The following is a 15,213-nucleotide window of genomic DNA, read 5'->3' as shown; positions in this document are numbered from 1 at the left end:
GATGAACACTCATCAGACCGCGCAGTTGCTGGTCGCACTCGGTGTCATCCTCGTCCTGTCTCAAGTATTCGGCGCGCTGGCCCGATGGATGCACCAGCCGGCTGTCGTCGGAGAGATCGTGCTGGGCATCCTGGCCGGACCCACCTTGTTCCACGGCGGGATCACCCGGGTGATGTTCCCCGTCGAGATCCAACCGCTGCTGTCGGCGCTGGCCATGGTGGGCGTGGCGTTCTTCATGTTCATCGTGGGCCTCGAGGTGGACCACCAGCTTCTGCGGGGGCTGCGGGCCAAGACCGGGGTGATCGTCCTGGGCTCCACGACGGTGCCGTTCACGCTGGGAGTGGGCGCGGCGCTGTGGCTGGCCCGAGACCACCTGCCGGGAGACCGACTGGGCTACGTGCTGTTCATGGGGACGGCGTTGTCGATCACCGCCTTTCCAGTGCTGGCGCGGATCCTCGACGATCGGGGAATCACTCGCACTCCATTGGGTTCTCTGGCGCTCAGTAGCGCGGCGGTGGGTGACCTGATCGCGTGGACGATGCTGGCCGCCGTGGTCGCCATCGCCGGCACGGGAGGTAACCCGCTCTGGCGGATCTCCCTGGTAGTGCCCTTCGTGCTCGCCGTGTTCTTCATCGGCAGGCCGGTCCTGAACCGGGTGCTCGGCGCTTCGTCGATGAACCCCCCCGACGACCAAGCAGGCTCCGGCCGGATCCTCACCATAGTCGTCGCCTCGCTGCTCGGCGCCGGCGCGTTCATGGAGTGGGCGGGATTGCATTACATCTTCGGCACTTTCCTGGTCGGCGCCATCTTGCCTCGAGGCGCCAACGACTGGATCCGGATCCAGATCTGTGATCGGCTGGAACAGATCAGCAGGCAGTTGCTGATGCCGGTGTTCTTCGTGATGGCCGGGCTCCAGGTGAACCTGTCCACGCTGGGGTTGTCCGGGGTAGGCGCGCTCGGGCTGATCCTGCTGGTCGCTATCGGCGGCAAGCTCGGTGGCACCATGGGCGCCGCCCGGCTGGCCGGCGTCAGCACTCGCCAGTCGGCGAACCTGGCTGTCTTGATGAACACCCGCGGCCTGACCGAGCTGGTGGTGCTGGCCACCGGCGTGCAGCTGGGCATCCTCGACCACCGCACGTACTCGATGATGGTGGTGATGGCGTTGGTGACGACGGCGATGACCGGGCCGCTGCTCGATCTGCTTCAGCGGCCAGGGCGCAATGGCCCCGTCAGTGAGAAGGCGGAGCTGTCGGCCTCCCAGCACCAGGAGCTGCCGGCTCCTCTGCAGACGGTGTCGACAGCGGGCGGACCTGACCTCTGGCCGAGGCCTCAGGTCGAACGTGCCTGACCAAGTCGAACGTGCCTGAACAAGTCGAACGTGCCTGACCGAGGAGCGAGACAAGCGCCCCACCTGGCTATCGCCAGGTGGGGCGCTGTGTTCGGCTCAGATCATCGCGCTAGCGCCTTCATCCCAAGTCGGCCGCATGATCTTGTGTCCATTCGGAGAAGGTGAGTGCCGGCCGGCCGGTGATTCGCTCGACGGCGTCTGAGACATAGGCGTCGTGTCCGACTGACTGCTGCTGCAACTTCAGGATGGACTCGGCGATCGGCTGCGGAAAACCGGAGGTGACCATGGCCTCCAGCGCCTGTTCGCGGGAGACGTCCTGGATGGCCACCGGACGTCCGAGGGTCTCAGCCACGGTCGCCAGCATCTGGGCGCGGGTCAATGACTGGGGACCGGTCAGCAGGTAGGTCTGGCCCGCGTGCTCGTCCGAGAGCAACGTCTGAGCCGCCACAGCGGCGATGTCACGCTCATGGATGAGCGCAGTGGTCGCCTGGCTGTAGACCTCGAAGACCATTCCGGCCTGCCGGATCTGGGGGGTCCACTGCTGGAGGACGTTGGAGGCGAATTCGACCGGGCGCAGAATGGTCCACTTCAGCCCGCTCGCGCGCACCGCGGCCTCGATGTGCTGGTGCCACAACGCCAGGGGGTCATCCTCAGCGGCGGGCTCGTCCCCGACGGAGGCCGAGGACAGCAGGACCACCCGCTCCACGCCACGGGCGGCGGCCAGGGCCAGGAATTCGCTGCTCGAGTCTCCGATCGCGGCGGGGTTGAGAAAGACCGCGCTGACGCCGTCCAAAGAATCTGCCAGGCTCTGCGGAGAGCCGAGGTCTCCGCCGACCACGTCCACTTCCTCGGGCAACCGTCCTGCCTGCGGATCGCGGGTGACTGCTCGGACCTTGGCCTGCTTTTCCAGCAGCTGGGCGACCAGGGGTCGACCGACGTTTCCGGTCGCGCCGGTGACGAGTATCAACGGAATCTCCTTTGGTAGCGGTTAGATCCGCACCACTACTGGCCGGCCCTCCGGTCTTGTCCGGCAGCGGGAGGCAGGTTGGCTGGATCTGTCGAGGTCAGCAGGCCTCTAGACGGGGGGATACGACGACGAGGGCAGCCTGCCGATGTGCCTTGATCATAGGCCACCGAGGATCTGGGCTCAGGGCAACCGACGGTTGCCCAGCGGCCCGGACGTGAGGAGCTTGCGCAACTGGTCGAGGCCAGAGCGCGTTCGCAACACCGGGCTGGGAGCTCCCCGACGCTCTGCCATCGCTTGGACGGTCATGCTCAAGGCCTTGCGGGAGTCGACCGCAGGACGCCACTCCAACTCGGTCCTGGCCCGGTCGGTGTTGAGCAGCGGAACCGAGAAGGCCAGGTCGATCCAGCCCGGGTCCAGGGCCTGCACCCGAGCGTGCCAGCCGAGGCCGGCCAACGTGCTCAGCACCTTGGCCGGCAGCTGCACCGGCCGGGCGCCGAGCGCGGCGGCGATGTCATCCCGGGTCACCGGCGGCTCGCCCGCGAAGTTGAAGGCGCCCGGAGCGCGCCGCTGGATCACCCGGACGATGCCGTCGGCCAGGTCGTCGGAGTGCACCAGCGGAATGCTCAGCTTGCGGTCCAGCGGCAGGATCGGCAGCAGCGTCACGATCCTGGCCGGCACGAAACCCGGCAGCCCGTACCGCAGCAGGGCGCTGGCGGCGTCGGGCTGCACCACGAAGCCGGGGCGCAGCCGGCTCACTGTCATCTGATGCTCGCCGCCGGCCGTGCGCTCGTAGGTGTCCAGCAATCGCTCGGCCTCTGCCTTGTGCTGGCTGTAGCCGAGGCTGGAGATGCCGTCTCGAGCGGCCGACTCATCGACTCGTATGCCCGGCGCCGGCGAGTAGGCGCCGACTGAGGACATGTGGATCAGATGCCCCACGCCGGACTGCTGAGCCGCCTGAAGGACAGCCGCCGTTCCGCCGACACCCAGCCGGCGCAGGTAATCGAGGTCATGTGAGGGCTGAAAACCCCATGCCAGGTGGACGACGGTGTCCACTCCCTCGAAGGCGGTGCGCAGCCTGGCGACGGCGTCGGGCTCGGTGAGGTCGACGCTGTGCCAGGACGCCCCGCTGTACGGCGCGACTGTCTCCGGCGTCCGGCGAGCGAGGCCGATGACCTCATGCTCACCACCGGCAAGCCGGCGAAGCAACGCCGTGCCGATATTTCCACTGGCTCCCGTGATAGCGATACGCATGAATCCAGTGTGCCTGCCACCGAGGCCCTGGCGGAGGAGTGGCTCAGCCGGACCGGACGCCTTCTTCGGGGGAGGGCGAGTCCGGTCTGGACCGCCTGCTGCGAAGAGGCTTCAGCGACGCCGGCCCTCCAGCCGCTGGAACATCTTCTCCCTACGCCGGTCGGTGGCCGCCGAGCGGTCACCGGCAGCTCGGCCCTGCCGCACGGCCGCCCCGGTGCCGGCGGGATAGCCGGCTTTGACCAGCCGGTGCTCCGCGGTCTCCACGAGGTATCCCAGGGAGTAGATCAGGCTCATCAGCATGCCGCCCAGCGCGCTGAGCGCCCGGATCCAGAACGGGCCGGGGATGAAGACCAGCAGCACCACGATCAGCGGCGAGATCACCAGCAGCGAACGCACCACTTGGCGAAGCGCCCAGGTTCGGCAGGTGGTGTCATGCAGCACCCACTCGGACAACTCCGCGGGCAGCTTGGCGCCCACGCTGTAGCGCGCCCACTGCCAGGCCGTGGGCCGGCGACGCTCGCTGTTGGCGTCCATGTCGCGGTTCCCCCCGTCGCAGCGCCGGCGCGGCGTCTCCTCGCACGGGCCGCAGCCATTGCGGGCGCAGCCGTCTCGGCGCCGCACCAGGATATCCGCGCCCGGACGACGCTGGCCAGCAGCCGTTAAACGGGTAGGGTCTTAAGCATCCGTTCCCATTCCGACGGCGGCCAGCGTCGCCGTCGGAGTCTCGCGCTGGCAGCGGCGCAGTCAGGTCGCCTCATGCCCTCCTCCTTGCCTGCCTCCTGTGAGCGCACCACACTGCGGGAACCCCGTTGACGGCCACTGCCCAGACCGCCCGGGGCAGCGATTTCGCCGTTCTCAGCCGGCAGGTGCGGGCAGCGAACCTGCTGCAGCGCCGCCGTAGCCATTACGCGGTTCGGATCTCGCTCACGGTGCTCGCCTTCGTCGGAGTGTCGGCAGGGTTCGTGCTGGTCGGCGACACCTGGTACCAGCTGGGCATCGCGGCCGTGCTGGGCCTGATGTCCACCCAGCTGGCCTTTCTCGGCCATGACGGCGGCCACCAGCAGGTCTGCAAGTCCAGGCGGGCCAATGACCTGATCGGCCTGCTGATCGGCGACCTGCTCGTCGGCCTGAGCTTCGGCTGGTGGCTGGACAAGCACAACCGCCACCACGCCAACCCCAACCACGAGGAGCACGACCCGGACATCGGCGAGAGCGTGCTGGCCTTCACGACCGCGCACATCGCCGCCCGCACCGGCGGGCCGTACCGGCTGATCGCCCGCTACCAGGCCTGGTTGTTCTTTCCGCTGCTGTGCTTCGAGGGCCTGCAGCTGCACGTGGCCAGCGTGCGCTCGCTGATCCTGGGCAAGCAGCGCCGGCACCGGCGCACCGAGTGGGTGCTGCTGTCGACGCACCTGCTGGGCTACCTGGCTGGGGTCTTCCTGGTGCTCTCGCCCGGCAAGGCGCTGGCGTTCCTGGCGGTGCACCAGGCGGTCTTCGGCATTTACATGGGCAGCTCGTTCGCGCCCAACCACAAGGGCATGGCGGTGATCGCCCCGGGGCAGGAGCTGGACTTTCTGCGCCGCCAGGTGCTGACCTCGCGCAACGTGCGTGGCGGCTGGTTCACCGACCTGTTGCTGGGCGGGCTGAACTACCAGATCGAGCATCACCTGTTTCCCAACATGCCCCGCCCCAACCTGCGCAGGGCGCAGGGACTGGTCTTCCAGTACTGCCAGGATCACCAGATCTCCTATACCCAGACCAGCCTGGTGGGCTCCTACAAGGCCGCGTTGGGTTACCTGCACCAGCTGGGCGCCCCGCTGCGACGCACCCGGCATAGCTGAGGCGCGTCGGCGCGCTCAACCGCTGCCGCGGCAGGTGCCCACGTACAATCGGCAGCCACTGGCCCGGGCTGCAAACAGCGCACGCCCCGTCCGACCTGATGTGGGGGGAACCCTGATGGTCCTCATAGGCCTGCTCCTGATCGCCGCGGCGGTGGCGGCGGCGATCATCCTCGTCGTCCAGAACGAGGAGCCGATCACGGTCCACGTCTTCGAGTACGACTACGACGTCGCGGCCTACTGGCTGGCCATCGCCGGCCTGGCGATCATGGCGGTGCTGGCGCTCGGGCTGTTGGCGCTTCGGATCGGCGCGGCGCACCGCATGCGCCGGCGCCGCGAGCGCCGCGAGCTGGTCAAGGAGAACCGTCGGCTCAGCGAGCGCGCGGCAACCCTCGACGACCCTGCAGCGGCCCAGGCCTCGGGCCGGGCCCACCCCGGCTCGACCGCAGCTGGCGCGAGCGCTCCGAACGCAGGCGTCCGGACTGACAGCGCGGCGACCGACCCGACCCGGGCGCGGGCCGAGGATTCCGGCCGGATGCCCCCCGCAGAGGGCGCGCGCTGACCCCTCGACACGGGCTGAGTTCGACACGCGGTTTCGCTAAACCGACCAATCCGGCTTTCGAGTTGAGATCTGTGTTATGTAGCTGTACGGTACGCGTTAAGTGGCTAAACGTAGTCACTCGCGTACGGGCGGGGATCGCCCACGGTTAAGGAGGCCACGGATGGCCACGTGCAGTGAATCGGCGACTTTACGGGCGGCTCGGGCCGGCGTGGTGGGCCTTGCCAGCATCGGATTGTCGCTCGCGGCGTCCACATTCATCAGCCAGTCCTCGGCTCAGGCGGCAACCGGCTCCCTGAGTCCCCTGAGCCCCCTGAGCGCCCCCTCCTTCAACGACGCCCGATGGGGCAGCAGCGCCGCCGACAAGGCAGCCCTGGATCAGCGCGGCAGGAACAAGGCCGACGCCGACGCCGGCTCGCTCTACACGGTGGGCAACGCCATCGGCGCCCGGGCCGTCTGGAAGCAACGAGACTCGGCCAACCGGCAGATCACCGGCCAGGGTGTCACGGTCGCGCTGCTGGACTCCGGCGCGGCCGCCGTCAGCGGCCTGGACGGCGAGGGCAAGCTGAGCCTGGGCCCGGACCTCTCGATCGAGTCCAACGGCGTCCTCATCGATCAGGACACCTACGGGCACGGCACCCACCTGGCCGGCATCATCGCCGGTCGCGATGCCGCGGTGCTCACCGACAAGACGATCCCCGGCCTGGACCCCTCCGTGCAGCTCGGGATCGCTCCGGACGCCGGGCTGCTCTCGATGAAGCTGGCCACCACCGACGGCAGCACCGACGTCAGCCAGGTGATCGCCGCCCTGAACTGGATCACCGAGCACCAGACCAACTACGACGGCAGCCGGGTGCGGGTGGTCAATCTGTCGTTCGGAACTCACTCGGTGCAGCCTTACCAGCTCGACCCGCTGGCAGCCGCGGCTGAGAACGCCTGGCATCACGGCCTGGTGGTGGTCGTCTCCGGTGGAAACGAGGGCCCGGCCGCCGGCCGGCTGACCAACCCCGCCATCGACCCCTACGTCATCGCCGTCGGCGCCTCCGACAGCAAGAACACCGTCGCCGGCTGGAACGTGCCTTCGGTGGCCGCGTTCAGCAGCGGTGGTTCGGTCCAGCGGCATGTGGACCTGCTCGCGCCCGGCTCCTCGATCGTCTCGCTGCGGGCGCCCGGCTCGTTCATCGACACCACGCACCCCGAGGGCCAGGTCGCCGGTGACACCACCGGGCGGCTGTTCCGCGGTAGCGGCACCAGCCAGGCCGCGGCAGTCGTCTCAGGCGCAGCGGCGTTGCTGCTGCAGGCCTACCCCGACCTGACCCCGGACGAGGTCAAGGCCGCTCTGGTGACCACCGCCAGCCGGGTGCCGGCCAGCTCGGTCTACGCCGGCGCCGGCCAGCTCGACGTCGCCGCGGCACTGTCGGCGGTGCGCAGCGCCGACCGGTCCACGTCCCGCACGGGGCTGGAGAACGCGGCGGCACAGGACTTCCCGATCTCCACCGGTCAGGGCTCGCTGGACGAGGCCCGGGGCGGTGACAGCCTGGTCGACGCCGACGGGGTCCCGCTGACCGGCGAGATCGACGTGCAGGGCAACCCCTGGAACGCGCCCGCCTGGTGGGCCGCCTCCTCCGAGCTGTCCTCCTGGGTGGGTGGCGACTGGATGGGCGGGACCTGGACCGGCTCGGGTTGGGCATCTGCGACCGACAGCCTGGAGTCCGCGCGCTGGTCCTCGGCGCGCTGGTCTTCGGCGCGCTGGTCCTCGGCCCGCTGGTCCTCGGCGCGCTGGTCCTCGGCACGCTGGAGTGACGCCGACTGGTCCTCCGCGCGCTGGAGTGACGCCGACTGGTCCTCCGCGCGCTGGTCCTCGGCGCGCTGGTCCTCGGCGCGCTGGTCCTCCGCGCGCTGGTCCTCGGCGCGCTGGTCAGCTGCGACTTGGGGCTGAGCATGAGCCGCTCGCCCAGAGGCGCCGCCGCCCGGTGCACGCTGATCCTCAGCGGCATCCTGGCCCTGGTGGCTGTGGGACTGACCTGGAACGCAGATTCCGAGCCGATCCTGGTGCTGAACCTGCCCGCTCCGGTGCTGGCTCCCGCGTTGGCCGCGTTGTTCCTGCTCTCCGAGCAGTTCCTGATGAACGTCGAGTTCCGTCGGCAGGCCCATTCGCTGACCCTGGCCGGCGTCCCACTGGTGCTCGGCGTGCTTCTGGTGTCCCCGCAGACCTTCGTGATCGCGCGGCTGTCCGCGGCTCTGATCGCGTTCGTGCTGCAACGGATCAACTTTGACAAGATCCTGTACAACGGCGCCGCCTACGCGTGCGAGGCGGCCCTGGACGCCACCATCATCCATCTGTGGCTGCAGCACCGGCACGAGGTGGATCTGTGGACCGTCTTCGTCGTGATGGTCGTCGTCGCCGGTGTCGACCAGCTGATGAGCCTGCTGGTGTTGAGCCTGATCAGACTGCACAACGGCCCGCTCAGCGGTCGGGAGATCGCCGACGTGCTGGTATCGGCCGCTGCCCTCAGCGCGGTGGCCAGCGCCTTCGCGGTGATCGTGCTGTTGCTGTTGGACAACGGCGCGCTCGGCGGAGGGCTGGTGGTGCTGGTGATCGCCGTCGGGGCCGCGGCCTACCGTGGCCACGCCTCGACCCGCAGGCGGCACCAGGCGCTGACCCTGATCCACGAGTTCGTCTCTGACGGCGTAGGCGCGGAGTCTCTCGAGGTCCTCGCCGGCCAGCTGCTGTCGCGAATCCGGCAGCTGCTGCGAGCCGCCACCGTCGAGGTGATGATCGTCGACGGCCAGCTGACGAACCTCAGCGCCCCCCATCCCGACGCTGAGCCGACAGCGGCGCTGACCCTGACCATCGGCGAGGACGAGGTCCTGGTGGTCAGCCGGCGCACCATCGACTACTCCGACTGGATCTCGGTGCGCGCCCTCGTCCAGGAGGAGCCGACCCTGGCTGCCCGGACCACCAAGGACCGCGGCCTGCGACGCTGGCTGCTCGACCGCGGGGTGCGAGACGCCGTCGTGGTGGCGCTGCCGCTGTCCAGCGGATCCGCCGGGACCCTGACCGTGACGGACCGCCTCGGCGAGACCGCCACCTTCGTCGAGGACGACCTGACCCTGCTGCAGACCCTCACCGGCCATCTCGCGGTGGCCATCCGCAGCACCCGGCTGGTCGAGAAGCTGGGCTATGACGCCACCCATGACTCACTCACCGGGCTGTCCAACCGAGCCCACCTCAGCGAGCAGATCAACCAGGTGCTGGCCGGCGGCGCCGGCGACGCGGCTGTGCTGCTGCTGGACCTCGACCGGTTCAAGGAGGTCAACGACATCCTGGGCCACGACGTGGGGGACCGGCTGCTGAAGGTGGTCGCCGACCGGCTGCGCGGCTGCCTGCCGACCAGTGCCACGGTGGCACGGCTGGGTGGCGACGAGTTCGCGGTGCTGCTGCCGGGAGGCGAGGACGCCGCCGGGCTGGCCGAGCTGGTGGCCGACACGCTGGCCCAGCCGGTGCGGTTCGAGGAGGCGATGCTGACTCCGGAGAGCAGCATCGGAGTCGCCGTCACCAACGGCCTGTCGGCCCAGCCGGACCTGCTGCGCCAGGCCGACACCGCGATGTACGAGGCGAAGGCAAACGACCGCCGGGTCGCGGTGTACGGGCCCGAGATGGACCGTGGCCGGATCGAGCGGCTGGCCCTGGTCGCCGACCTGCGGATGGCGCTCAGCGACCACCCCGAGCAGATGCTGCTGCACTACCAGCCCAAGATCGACCTGCAGACCGGCATGGTGACCGGCGTGGAGGCCCTCGTGCGATGGGCGCACCCCACCCTGGGCGTGCTCGGTCCGGACCGTTTCATCCCGCTGGCCGAGTCCACCGGCCTGATCGAGGGGCTCACCCCGCTGGTGTTGGAAGCCGGACTGACCGCCTGCCGCACCTGGACGGCCGACGGCTACCCGATCAGCGTCGCGGTCAACCTCTCCGCACGCAACATCAGCGACCCGCAGCTGCCCGACCGGGTGGCCAAGGCCATCGCCCGGATCGGACTGCCCGCCGACCGGGTGATCCTGGAGATCACCGAGAGCAGCGTGATGGGCGACCCGGCGCAGACCTTGCCGGTTCTGCACCAGCTGCGCGATCTGGGCGTGACGCTGAGCCTGGACGACTTCGGCACCGGCTACTCCAGCCTGTCCTACCTGCAACGGCTGCCGGTGGGCGAGGTCAAGATCGACCGGTCCTTCGTCCAGGGCCTGTCCGGGGACAACCGGGCCAGCACCCGCGCGCTGATCAAGACGATCATCGGCCTGGGCGCGGACCTGAACCTGCGTATCGTGGCCGAGGGCGTGGAGGACCTGGCGACCCTGGACGAGCTGCGCGGATTGGGCTGCCAGGTCGCGCAGGGCTACTACATCAGCCGGCCGATGGCCGGTGCGGACCTGCGGAACTGGCTGGGCCGCACGACCGAGAGCGCTCCGCGGCTGCGACTGCTCAGCGTCGGCAGCTGAGGCGCCGCGGGGTGAGCTCGGGCTCGACGGGGCGCGAGGGGCCTGTAATACCCTCGCGCTTGTCCTAGCAGCAGCCACCGACCGGACCGCCACGGTGTTCGCCAGTGAAGCCTCAGCGCCCCAAGCTGTCTCAGGCGTGGACGGCGGCTCGGACCGGATCGGCTGCCGTCTTCACCGGGACCGGCCAACCGCCGCCGGGCCTGGAAGTCATCGATGTCAACCCGGTCCGGGTGCGCCGGCCCCTTGACCTGGTCCGGCTCACCGTCCTGCTGCTGGCCGGGCTGCTGCTGACCGGCCTGGGGCTGATCGCCAGTGACACCGGCCGTGGCGTCAACGACGATCTGGTCAGGCTGCTGGCCAACCTGCCTCCGGTGCTGACGCCGGCCCTGCGGACGCTGGCAGCCTTCGCCGCGTTGGCTCTGACGCTGGCCTTCATGGTGCGTGAGATCGTGCGCTCGCAGACCCGTCGGCTGATCGAGGCGCTGCTCACCGGGATGATCGCGATCGCGGTGGTCCGGGTGTTGGACCGGCTGATCGAGGCCTTCGCCTCCCAGGCGCTGCAGTCGGCGCTGATCCGGCCGGGCCTCGGTGACCCGGTCCGGCCGTTGGACACCTACCTGGCCGCGCTGCTGGCCTTCGTCGCGGTCGTCGGGGTGGCCCACGACCCGCGCTGGCGGTCCCTGCTGATCAGCGTCACCGCCCTGTACGTGGTGTCGGTCCTCACCTCCACCAGAGCGTCACTGCTGTCGCTGCTGCTCAGCATGGTGGTCGGAGCGACCGTCGGCATAGCGGTGCGCTACCTCGCCGGCAGCGTGAACAAGCGGCCAGACGCCCGCCAGGTCGCCGCCGCGCTGGCGGGCCGGGGCATTCTGCTGCGCCGCCTGGAGCGGATCCGGCCGGCCGGCCAGGAGCACCGCAGCTATCTCGGCGTCGACTCCGGGGGCCGGCAGTTGAAGGTGCACGTGCTGGACCGGGACCTGGTCGCCTCGGGAGCGGTCTACAACGCCTACCGGCTGCTCCGGATCCGCGCTGAGATCGCCTCGTCCCCGGCGCTGTCGTTGGAGCGGCTGGCTGAGCACCGGTCGCTGATGGCGATGGCGACGGCGGCTACCGGCGTCGCGACGCCCAGGCTGCTGGCCGGGGTGCGCTGCGGCGCGGACGCGATCGTCCTGGTCTACGAGCGCGTGGCCGGCAGCCCCCTGCGGGAACCGACCGACCAACAGCTCGACGAGCTGTGGGCCAGCGTGCTGAAGCTGCACCGGAGCCGGATCACCCATCCGGGGCTGCGCGCGGCCAACCTGCTGGTGGAGCCGGGCGGGTCGGTGTTGCTGCCCATCCCGCAGGACGGCACCGCCTTCGCCACCGACCTGCGGATCAACCTCGATCGCGCGGAGCTGCTGATCAGCACCGTCGCGCTGGTGGGCGTGCAGCGTGCGGTGCGCAGCGCCCGCGGGGTGCTCACCGACGACGAGCTGGCGGCCACCGTCGCGGTGCTGCAGCCGATCGCGCTGAGCCGGCAGACCCGCGAGGCGATCCGGGAGGACCCCGATCTCATGGAGGCGCTCCGGGAGGAGATCGAGGGCCAGACCCACCAGCTTCCGCCGGAGCCGGTCCGGGTGGAACGGGTCCGCCCGCGCACCATCATCTCGGTGGTGGCCGTCATCGTCGCCGGTTACCTGATCGTCGGCCAGCTCGGCTCGGTGGACCTGGTCACGGTGCTGGCCAGCGCCCGCTGGGAGTGGCTGCCGTTGGTGCTGGCCGCCTCCGCGGCCAGCTACCTGGCCGCGGCCCTGTCCCTGACCGGCTACGTGGGGGAGAAGCTCTCCTTCGCCCGGACCGTGCTGGCGCAGCTGGCTGCCTCGTTCGCCGGCTTCGTGACCCCGCCCGCGGTGGGCGGCCTGGCCGTCAACCTACGCTACCTGCGCAAAGCCGGGCTCCGGACGGCCGGGGCGGCGACCAGCGTCGGGATGGCCCAGGTGGTCAACGGCGCCTCGCACGTGGTGCTGCTGATCGCCTTCGCCGCTGCCACCGGGGTCTCGAGCCAGCACGAGGTGCCCATCCCGGGCTGGGCCTTCGGCATCCTGGGCGCCCTGGGCGTGCTGGTCTCGGTCACGTTGGCGGTGCCGGCCGCGCGGCGCTGGCTGCTGGCCCGGCTGCTGCCGCCGTTGCACGAGGCGTTGCCCAGGCTGCTGCACCTGCTGACCAGCCCGGCCAAGCTGACCCAGGGAGTGCTGGGGGCGCTGCTGCTCAACGGCAGCTACATCGCGGCGCTGTGGTTCTCGGTGCTGGCATTCGACGGCGAGGTTCCGCTGGCGCAGGTGGCGGTGGTGTACCTGGCCGGCGCCGCCATCGGGTCGGTCGCTCCCACGCCCGGCGGCCTGGGCGCGGTCGAGATCGCGCTGTCAACCGGGCTGGCGGCGGCCGGCATGCCCAGCGCCGCGGCCATCAGCGCCGTCCTGCTGTACCGGCTGGCCACCTTCTGGCTGCCGGTGCCGGCCGGCTGGCTGGCCATGCGCTGGCTGCTGCGCCGGGAGGCCCTCTAGCCGGCGCGCACGCCGTTCAGGCGAAGGCGCACGCCGTTCAGGCAAAGGCGCACGCCGTTCAGGCAAGGCGAAAGCCGCTACGCCATTCATGCCACGGGGGAGACACGAAGGTTTAGCGGCTTTCGTATGGTCACTCTACGTAACATTGGCTCGCTGTCAAGACCCGGCGCCGAACCCGCGTGAGAAGTGCTAGCGCAGGCTGGCGAACAGGTCCGTCAGCGGCGGGCGAGACGGCGCCCGTCCGGCCTCGATGAACCACTCAGCCCCGAAAACCCGGCGGTAGAGCGGGCGCGGCAGCCTCAGGAAGAACGCCAACGTCCGGGTGCCGGCGCCACCGCCGGCCTGGCTGGCGTGGGCGGCCATCGACCGGCGCTTGTGATCGGCGTAGGCGCGGACATCGATGCGGTGCGTGATCGAGGCCCGGTCGCTGTAGCTGTGCCGCAGCCGGTGCGGGGCGAAGTCTGCCGGCAGCAGCCTGGTCCAGCGCACCAGCGACAGCGCCCGGATCAGCGCGGTCCGGTCCACGGTGGCCTCCAGCACCAGCCGGGTGCCGGCCAGGTCGGCGGCTCGATGCCCGACCCGGTGCACCTGCACGTGGTCGGGGTGGCCGTAGCCGCCGTTGCGGTCATACACCGTCAGGGCGTCGGCCTGCTCGGCCCGCAGGATCGCGGCCAGCCGCTCGGCCGGCTCGTCCACCGGCAGTGAGGCGAAGCCGTGGTGCTCGTTGCGCATCCCCGAATCCGGGTAGTCCAGCCGGATCACCTTGGCGCAGCCGAGCGCGGCGGCCGAACGGTCCAGCTCGTCGGCGCGGCGGTCGCCGAGGCCGCTGCCCGGCAGGCCGGCGCTGAGCCCGGCCTCACCTCGGGTGGCGACCACCAGGACGACCCGGTGCCCCTCGGCCGCGGCCCGTGCCAGGACGCCCGCTGTCAGCAGCGCCTCGTCGTCGGGATGGGCGTGGAAGGACACCAGGCAGAAGCTCATGGGGAAGGCAGCGCGGGCAGCGACCCAGGGACCAGAGCGGGCGGCATCGGGCGGCTGGCCTGTTCACAAGCCCGCCGGTACACCTGCTCGCAGGTCTGCAGCACCTGGTCCCAGGTGTAGCCGGACTCGCTGCCGCCCCCGGCGCCGGGCGGCGTGGGGCCCGACAGCCTGGCCCGTTCAGCCGGCGAGCAGGCCAGCCTCGCCAGCGCGGTCGCCAGCTGGTCGTCGCTGCGCACCAGCAGTCCGTTGTGCCCGTGCTCGATGAAGTCCGACACCCCGGTTCCGGCGAAGGCCAGCACCGGCAGGCCCGCGCAGCGCGCCTCCAGGGCGGCGATGCCGAAGGACTCCAGGGTGGCCGGGGAGACGTAGAGGTCGGCGTCGGCGAACCGGTCGCGGATCGCCGGCTGATCCAGTTGGCCGGTCAGCTCGACCCAGCCGGTCATCCGGTGCCGCCGCAAGTAGGCGAGCATGGCGTCCCGCTGCGGGCCGGCGCCGATGATCTGGGCCTGGACGCTGATGCCGGCCGGCACCTGGGCACGGACCGCGCGCAGGACCTTGAGCAACTGCATCGGGCGCTTGCGGGCCGCCAGCCGCATCACGCTGACGATCACCACCCGTTCCGGGTCCCTGGGCCGAGGGGGCAGCCGCCAGCGTTCGGGAGACACGCCGTTGGCCAGCACCGAGATCTCCACACCCGGTCGTAGCACCTGCGACAGCGAGTCGGCCGCCGCGGTGCTCACCGCCGTCCAGGTGATCGGCCAGGCGCGCCAGTCCAGCGCGGCGTCGGCGCCCCGGAAGATCGGCGTGGCGTAGGACCACAGCGAGTGCAACGTCGCCACGGTCGCCATGCCGGACCTGCTGGCGGCGCCGGCGGCCAGGTAGGCCAGCGGCGAGAAGGTCGAGGCGTGCACGTGCACGAGGTCATACCCGCCGCGCCGCACCGCCTGCCGGCCACGCAGGCTGCTCAGGTAGCGAATCGAGCCGGGACGCCCGCTGGACTCGGCCGGCCTGAGCACCGTCAGCTCGCCCGGCTCTGCCGGGGCAGGCAGCGAGGCGTTCGCCGGCACCGAGGTGATCACCGTGACCTGGTGACCGGCCGCCAGTTGGGCAGTGGCCAGCCCCTGCACCTGACGTTCGATGCCCCCCAGCCGGGGGAGGTAGCAGTCGGTGACGTGCGCGATCCTCATCCGCCGGGGCCACCGGCCTGCCGGCTGTCCGAACCGGGTCGC

At 70.5% G+C, this 15,213-nt stretch carries 11 protein-coding genes; 6 read left to right on the top strand and 5 right to left on the bottom strand.

The genetic code is table 11. The features are described from left to right. The first annotated feature begins 1 nt into the window (after position 1). Complete coding sequence (locus tag VGB75_16705) at positions 2 to 1,348, top strand: cation:proton antiporter (protein HEY0168688.1); 1,347 nt, start codon at positions 2 to 4, stop codon at positions 1,346 to 1,348. 118 nt (positions 1,349 to 1,466) lie between these two features. Here the strand turns inward: VGB75_16705 and VGB75_16700 are convergent, their stop codons facing one another. The 3 genes from VGB75_16700 to VGB75_16690 form a co-directional block, all read right to left on the bottom strand. Continuing rightward, complete coding sequence (locus VGB75_16700) at positions 1,467 to 2,315, bottom strand: NAD(P)H-binding protein (GenBank protein ID HEY0168687.1); 849 nt, start codon at positions 2,313 to 2,315, stop codon at positions 1,467 to 1,469. A 180-nt stretch (positions 2,316 to 2,495) separates the two neighbouring features. Further along, entirely contained in the window at positions 2,496 to 3,566 is a 1,071-nt protein-coding gene (locus VGB75_16695) for an NAD-dependent epimerase/dehydratase family protein (protein ID HEY0168686.1), read from the bottom strand. 111 nt (positions 3,567 to 3,677) lie between these two features. Beyond that, complete coding sequence (locus VGB75_16690; protein ID HEY0168685.1) at positions 3,678 to 4,100, bottom strand: DUF5313 family protein; 423 nt, start codon at positions 4,098 to 4,100, stop codon at positions 3,678 to 3,680. Between the two features lie 275 nt (positions 4,101 to 4,375). On the opposite strand from VGB75_16690, the gene VGB75_16685 reads away from it, so the two are divergent. The 5 genes from VGB75_16685 to VGB75_16665 all read left to right on the top strand — a co-directional run bounded on the left by VGB75_16685 (position 4,376) and on the right by VGB75_16665 (position 13,003). Continuing rightward, on the top strand, positions 4,376 to 5,407 hold the full coding sequence (locus tag VGB75_16685) for an acyl-CoA desaturase (GenBank protein ID HEY0168684.1): 1,032 nt from the start codon (positions 4,376 to 4,378) through the stop codon (positions 5,405 to 5,407). Positions 5,408 to 5,522: 115 nt separating this feature from the next. Next, the gene (locus VGB75_16680) at positions 5,523 to 5,966 is read left to right on the top strand and encodes a hypothetical protein (GenBank protein ID HEY0168683.1); all 444 of its coding nucleotides are present in this window, start codon (positions 5,523 to 5,525) and stop codon (positions 5,964 to 5,966) included. A gap of 160 nt (positions 5,967 to 6,126) precedes the next feature. After that, the gene (locus tag VGB75_16675; protein HEY0168682.1) at positions 6,127 to 7,902 is read left to right on the top strand and encodes a S8 family serine peptidase; all 1,776 of its coding nucleotides are present in this window, start codon (positions 6,127 to 6,129) and stop codon (positions 7,900 to 7,902) included. Positions 7,903 to 7,904: 2 nt separating this feature from the next. Next, a complete protein-coding gene (locus tag VGB75_16670) occupies positions 7,905 to 10,460 on the top strand; it encodes an EAL domain-containing protein (GenBank protein ID HEY0168681.1) in 2,556 nt (851 codons plus the stop codon). A 104-nt stretch (positions 10,461 to 10,564) separates the two neighbouring features. Continuing rightward, positions 10,565 to 13,003 (top strand): lysylphosphatidylglycerol synthase transmembrane domain-containing protein, encoded by a 2,439-nt coding sequence (locus tag VGB75_16665; GenBank protein HEY0168680.1) that lies wholly within the window; start codon positions 10,565 to 10,567, stop codon positions 13,001 to 13,003. Positions 13,004 to 13,192: 189 nt separating this feature from the next. On the opposite strand, the gene VGB75_16660 is transcribed toward VGB75_16665, so the two are convergent. After that, entirely contained in the window at positions 13,193 to 13,984 is a 792-nt protein-coding gene (locus VGB75_16660; protein HEY0168679.1) for a PIG-L family deacetylase, read from the bottom strand. Then, positions 13,981 to 15,171, bottom strand: a complete 1,191-nt coding sequence (locus VGB75_16655) for a glycosyltransferase family 4 protein (GenBank protein ID HEY0168678.1) — start codon at positions 15,169 to 15,171, stop codon at positions 13,981 to 13,983. Before VGB75_16655 ends, VGB75_16660 begins: the two co-directional genes overlap by 4 nt. Positions 15,172 to 15,213: the final 42 nt, after the last annotated feature.

Source organism: Jatrophihabitans sp., assembly GCA_036399055.1.
Taxonomy (GTDB): Bacteria; Actinomycetota; Actinomycetes; order Mycobacteriales; family Jatrophihabitantaceae; genus Jatrophihabitans_A.
This window is presented reverse-complemented; position numbering and strand designations above follow the sequence as displayed.

What these genes read in the sequence shown, in the direction of transcription:
- VGB75_16670 (HEY0168681.1), top strand. Translation starts at nt 7,905, where the DNA reads ATGAGCCGCTCGCCCAGAGGCGCCGCCGCCCGGTGCACGCTGATCCTC.
- VGB75_16655 (HEY0168678.1), bottom strand. Translation starts at nt 15,171, where the DNA reads ATGAGGATCGCGCACGTCACCGACTGCTACCTCCCCCGGCTGGGGGGC.
- VGB75_16660 (HEY0168679.1), bottom strand. Translation starts at nt 13,984, where the DNA reads ATGAGCTTCTGCCTGGTGTCCTTCCACGCCCATCCCGACGACGAGGCG.
- VGB75_16680 (HEY0168683.1), top strand. Translation starts at nt 5,523, where the DNA reads ATGGTCCTCATAGGCCTGCTCCTGATCGCCGCGGCGGTGGCGGCGGCG.
- VGB75_16675 (HEY0168682.1), top strand. Translation starts at nt 6,127, where the DNA reads ATGGCCACGTGCAGTGAATCGGCGACTTTACGGGCGGCTCGGGCCGGC.
- VGB75_16695 (HEY0168686.1), bottom strand. Translation starts at nt 3,566, where the DNA reads ATGCGTATCGCTATCACGGGAGCCAGTGGAAATATCGGCACGGCGTTG.
- VGB75_16690 (HEY0168685.1), bottom strand. Translation starts at nt 4,100, where the DNA reads ATGGACGCCAACAGCGAGCGTCGCCGGCCCACGGCCTGGCAGTGGGCG.
- VGB75_16705 (HEY0168688.1), top strand. Translation starts at nt 2, where the DNA reads ATGAACACTCATCAGACCGCGCAGTTGCTGGTCGCACTCGGTGTCATC.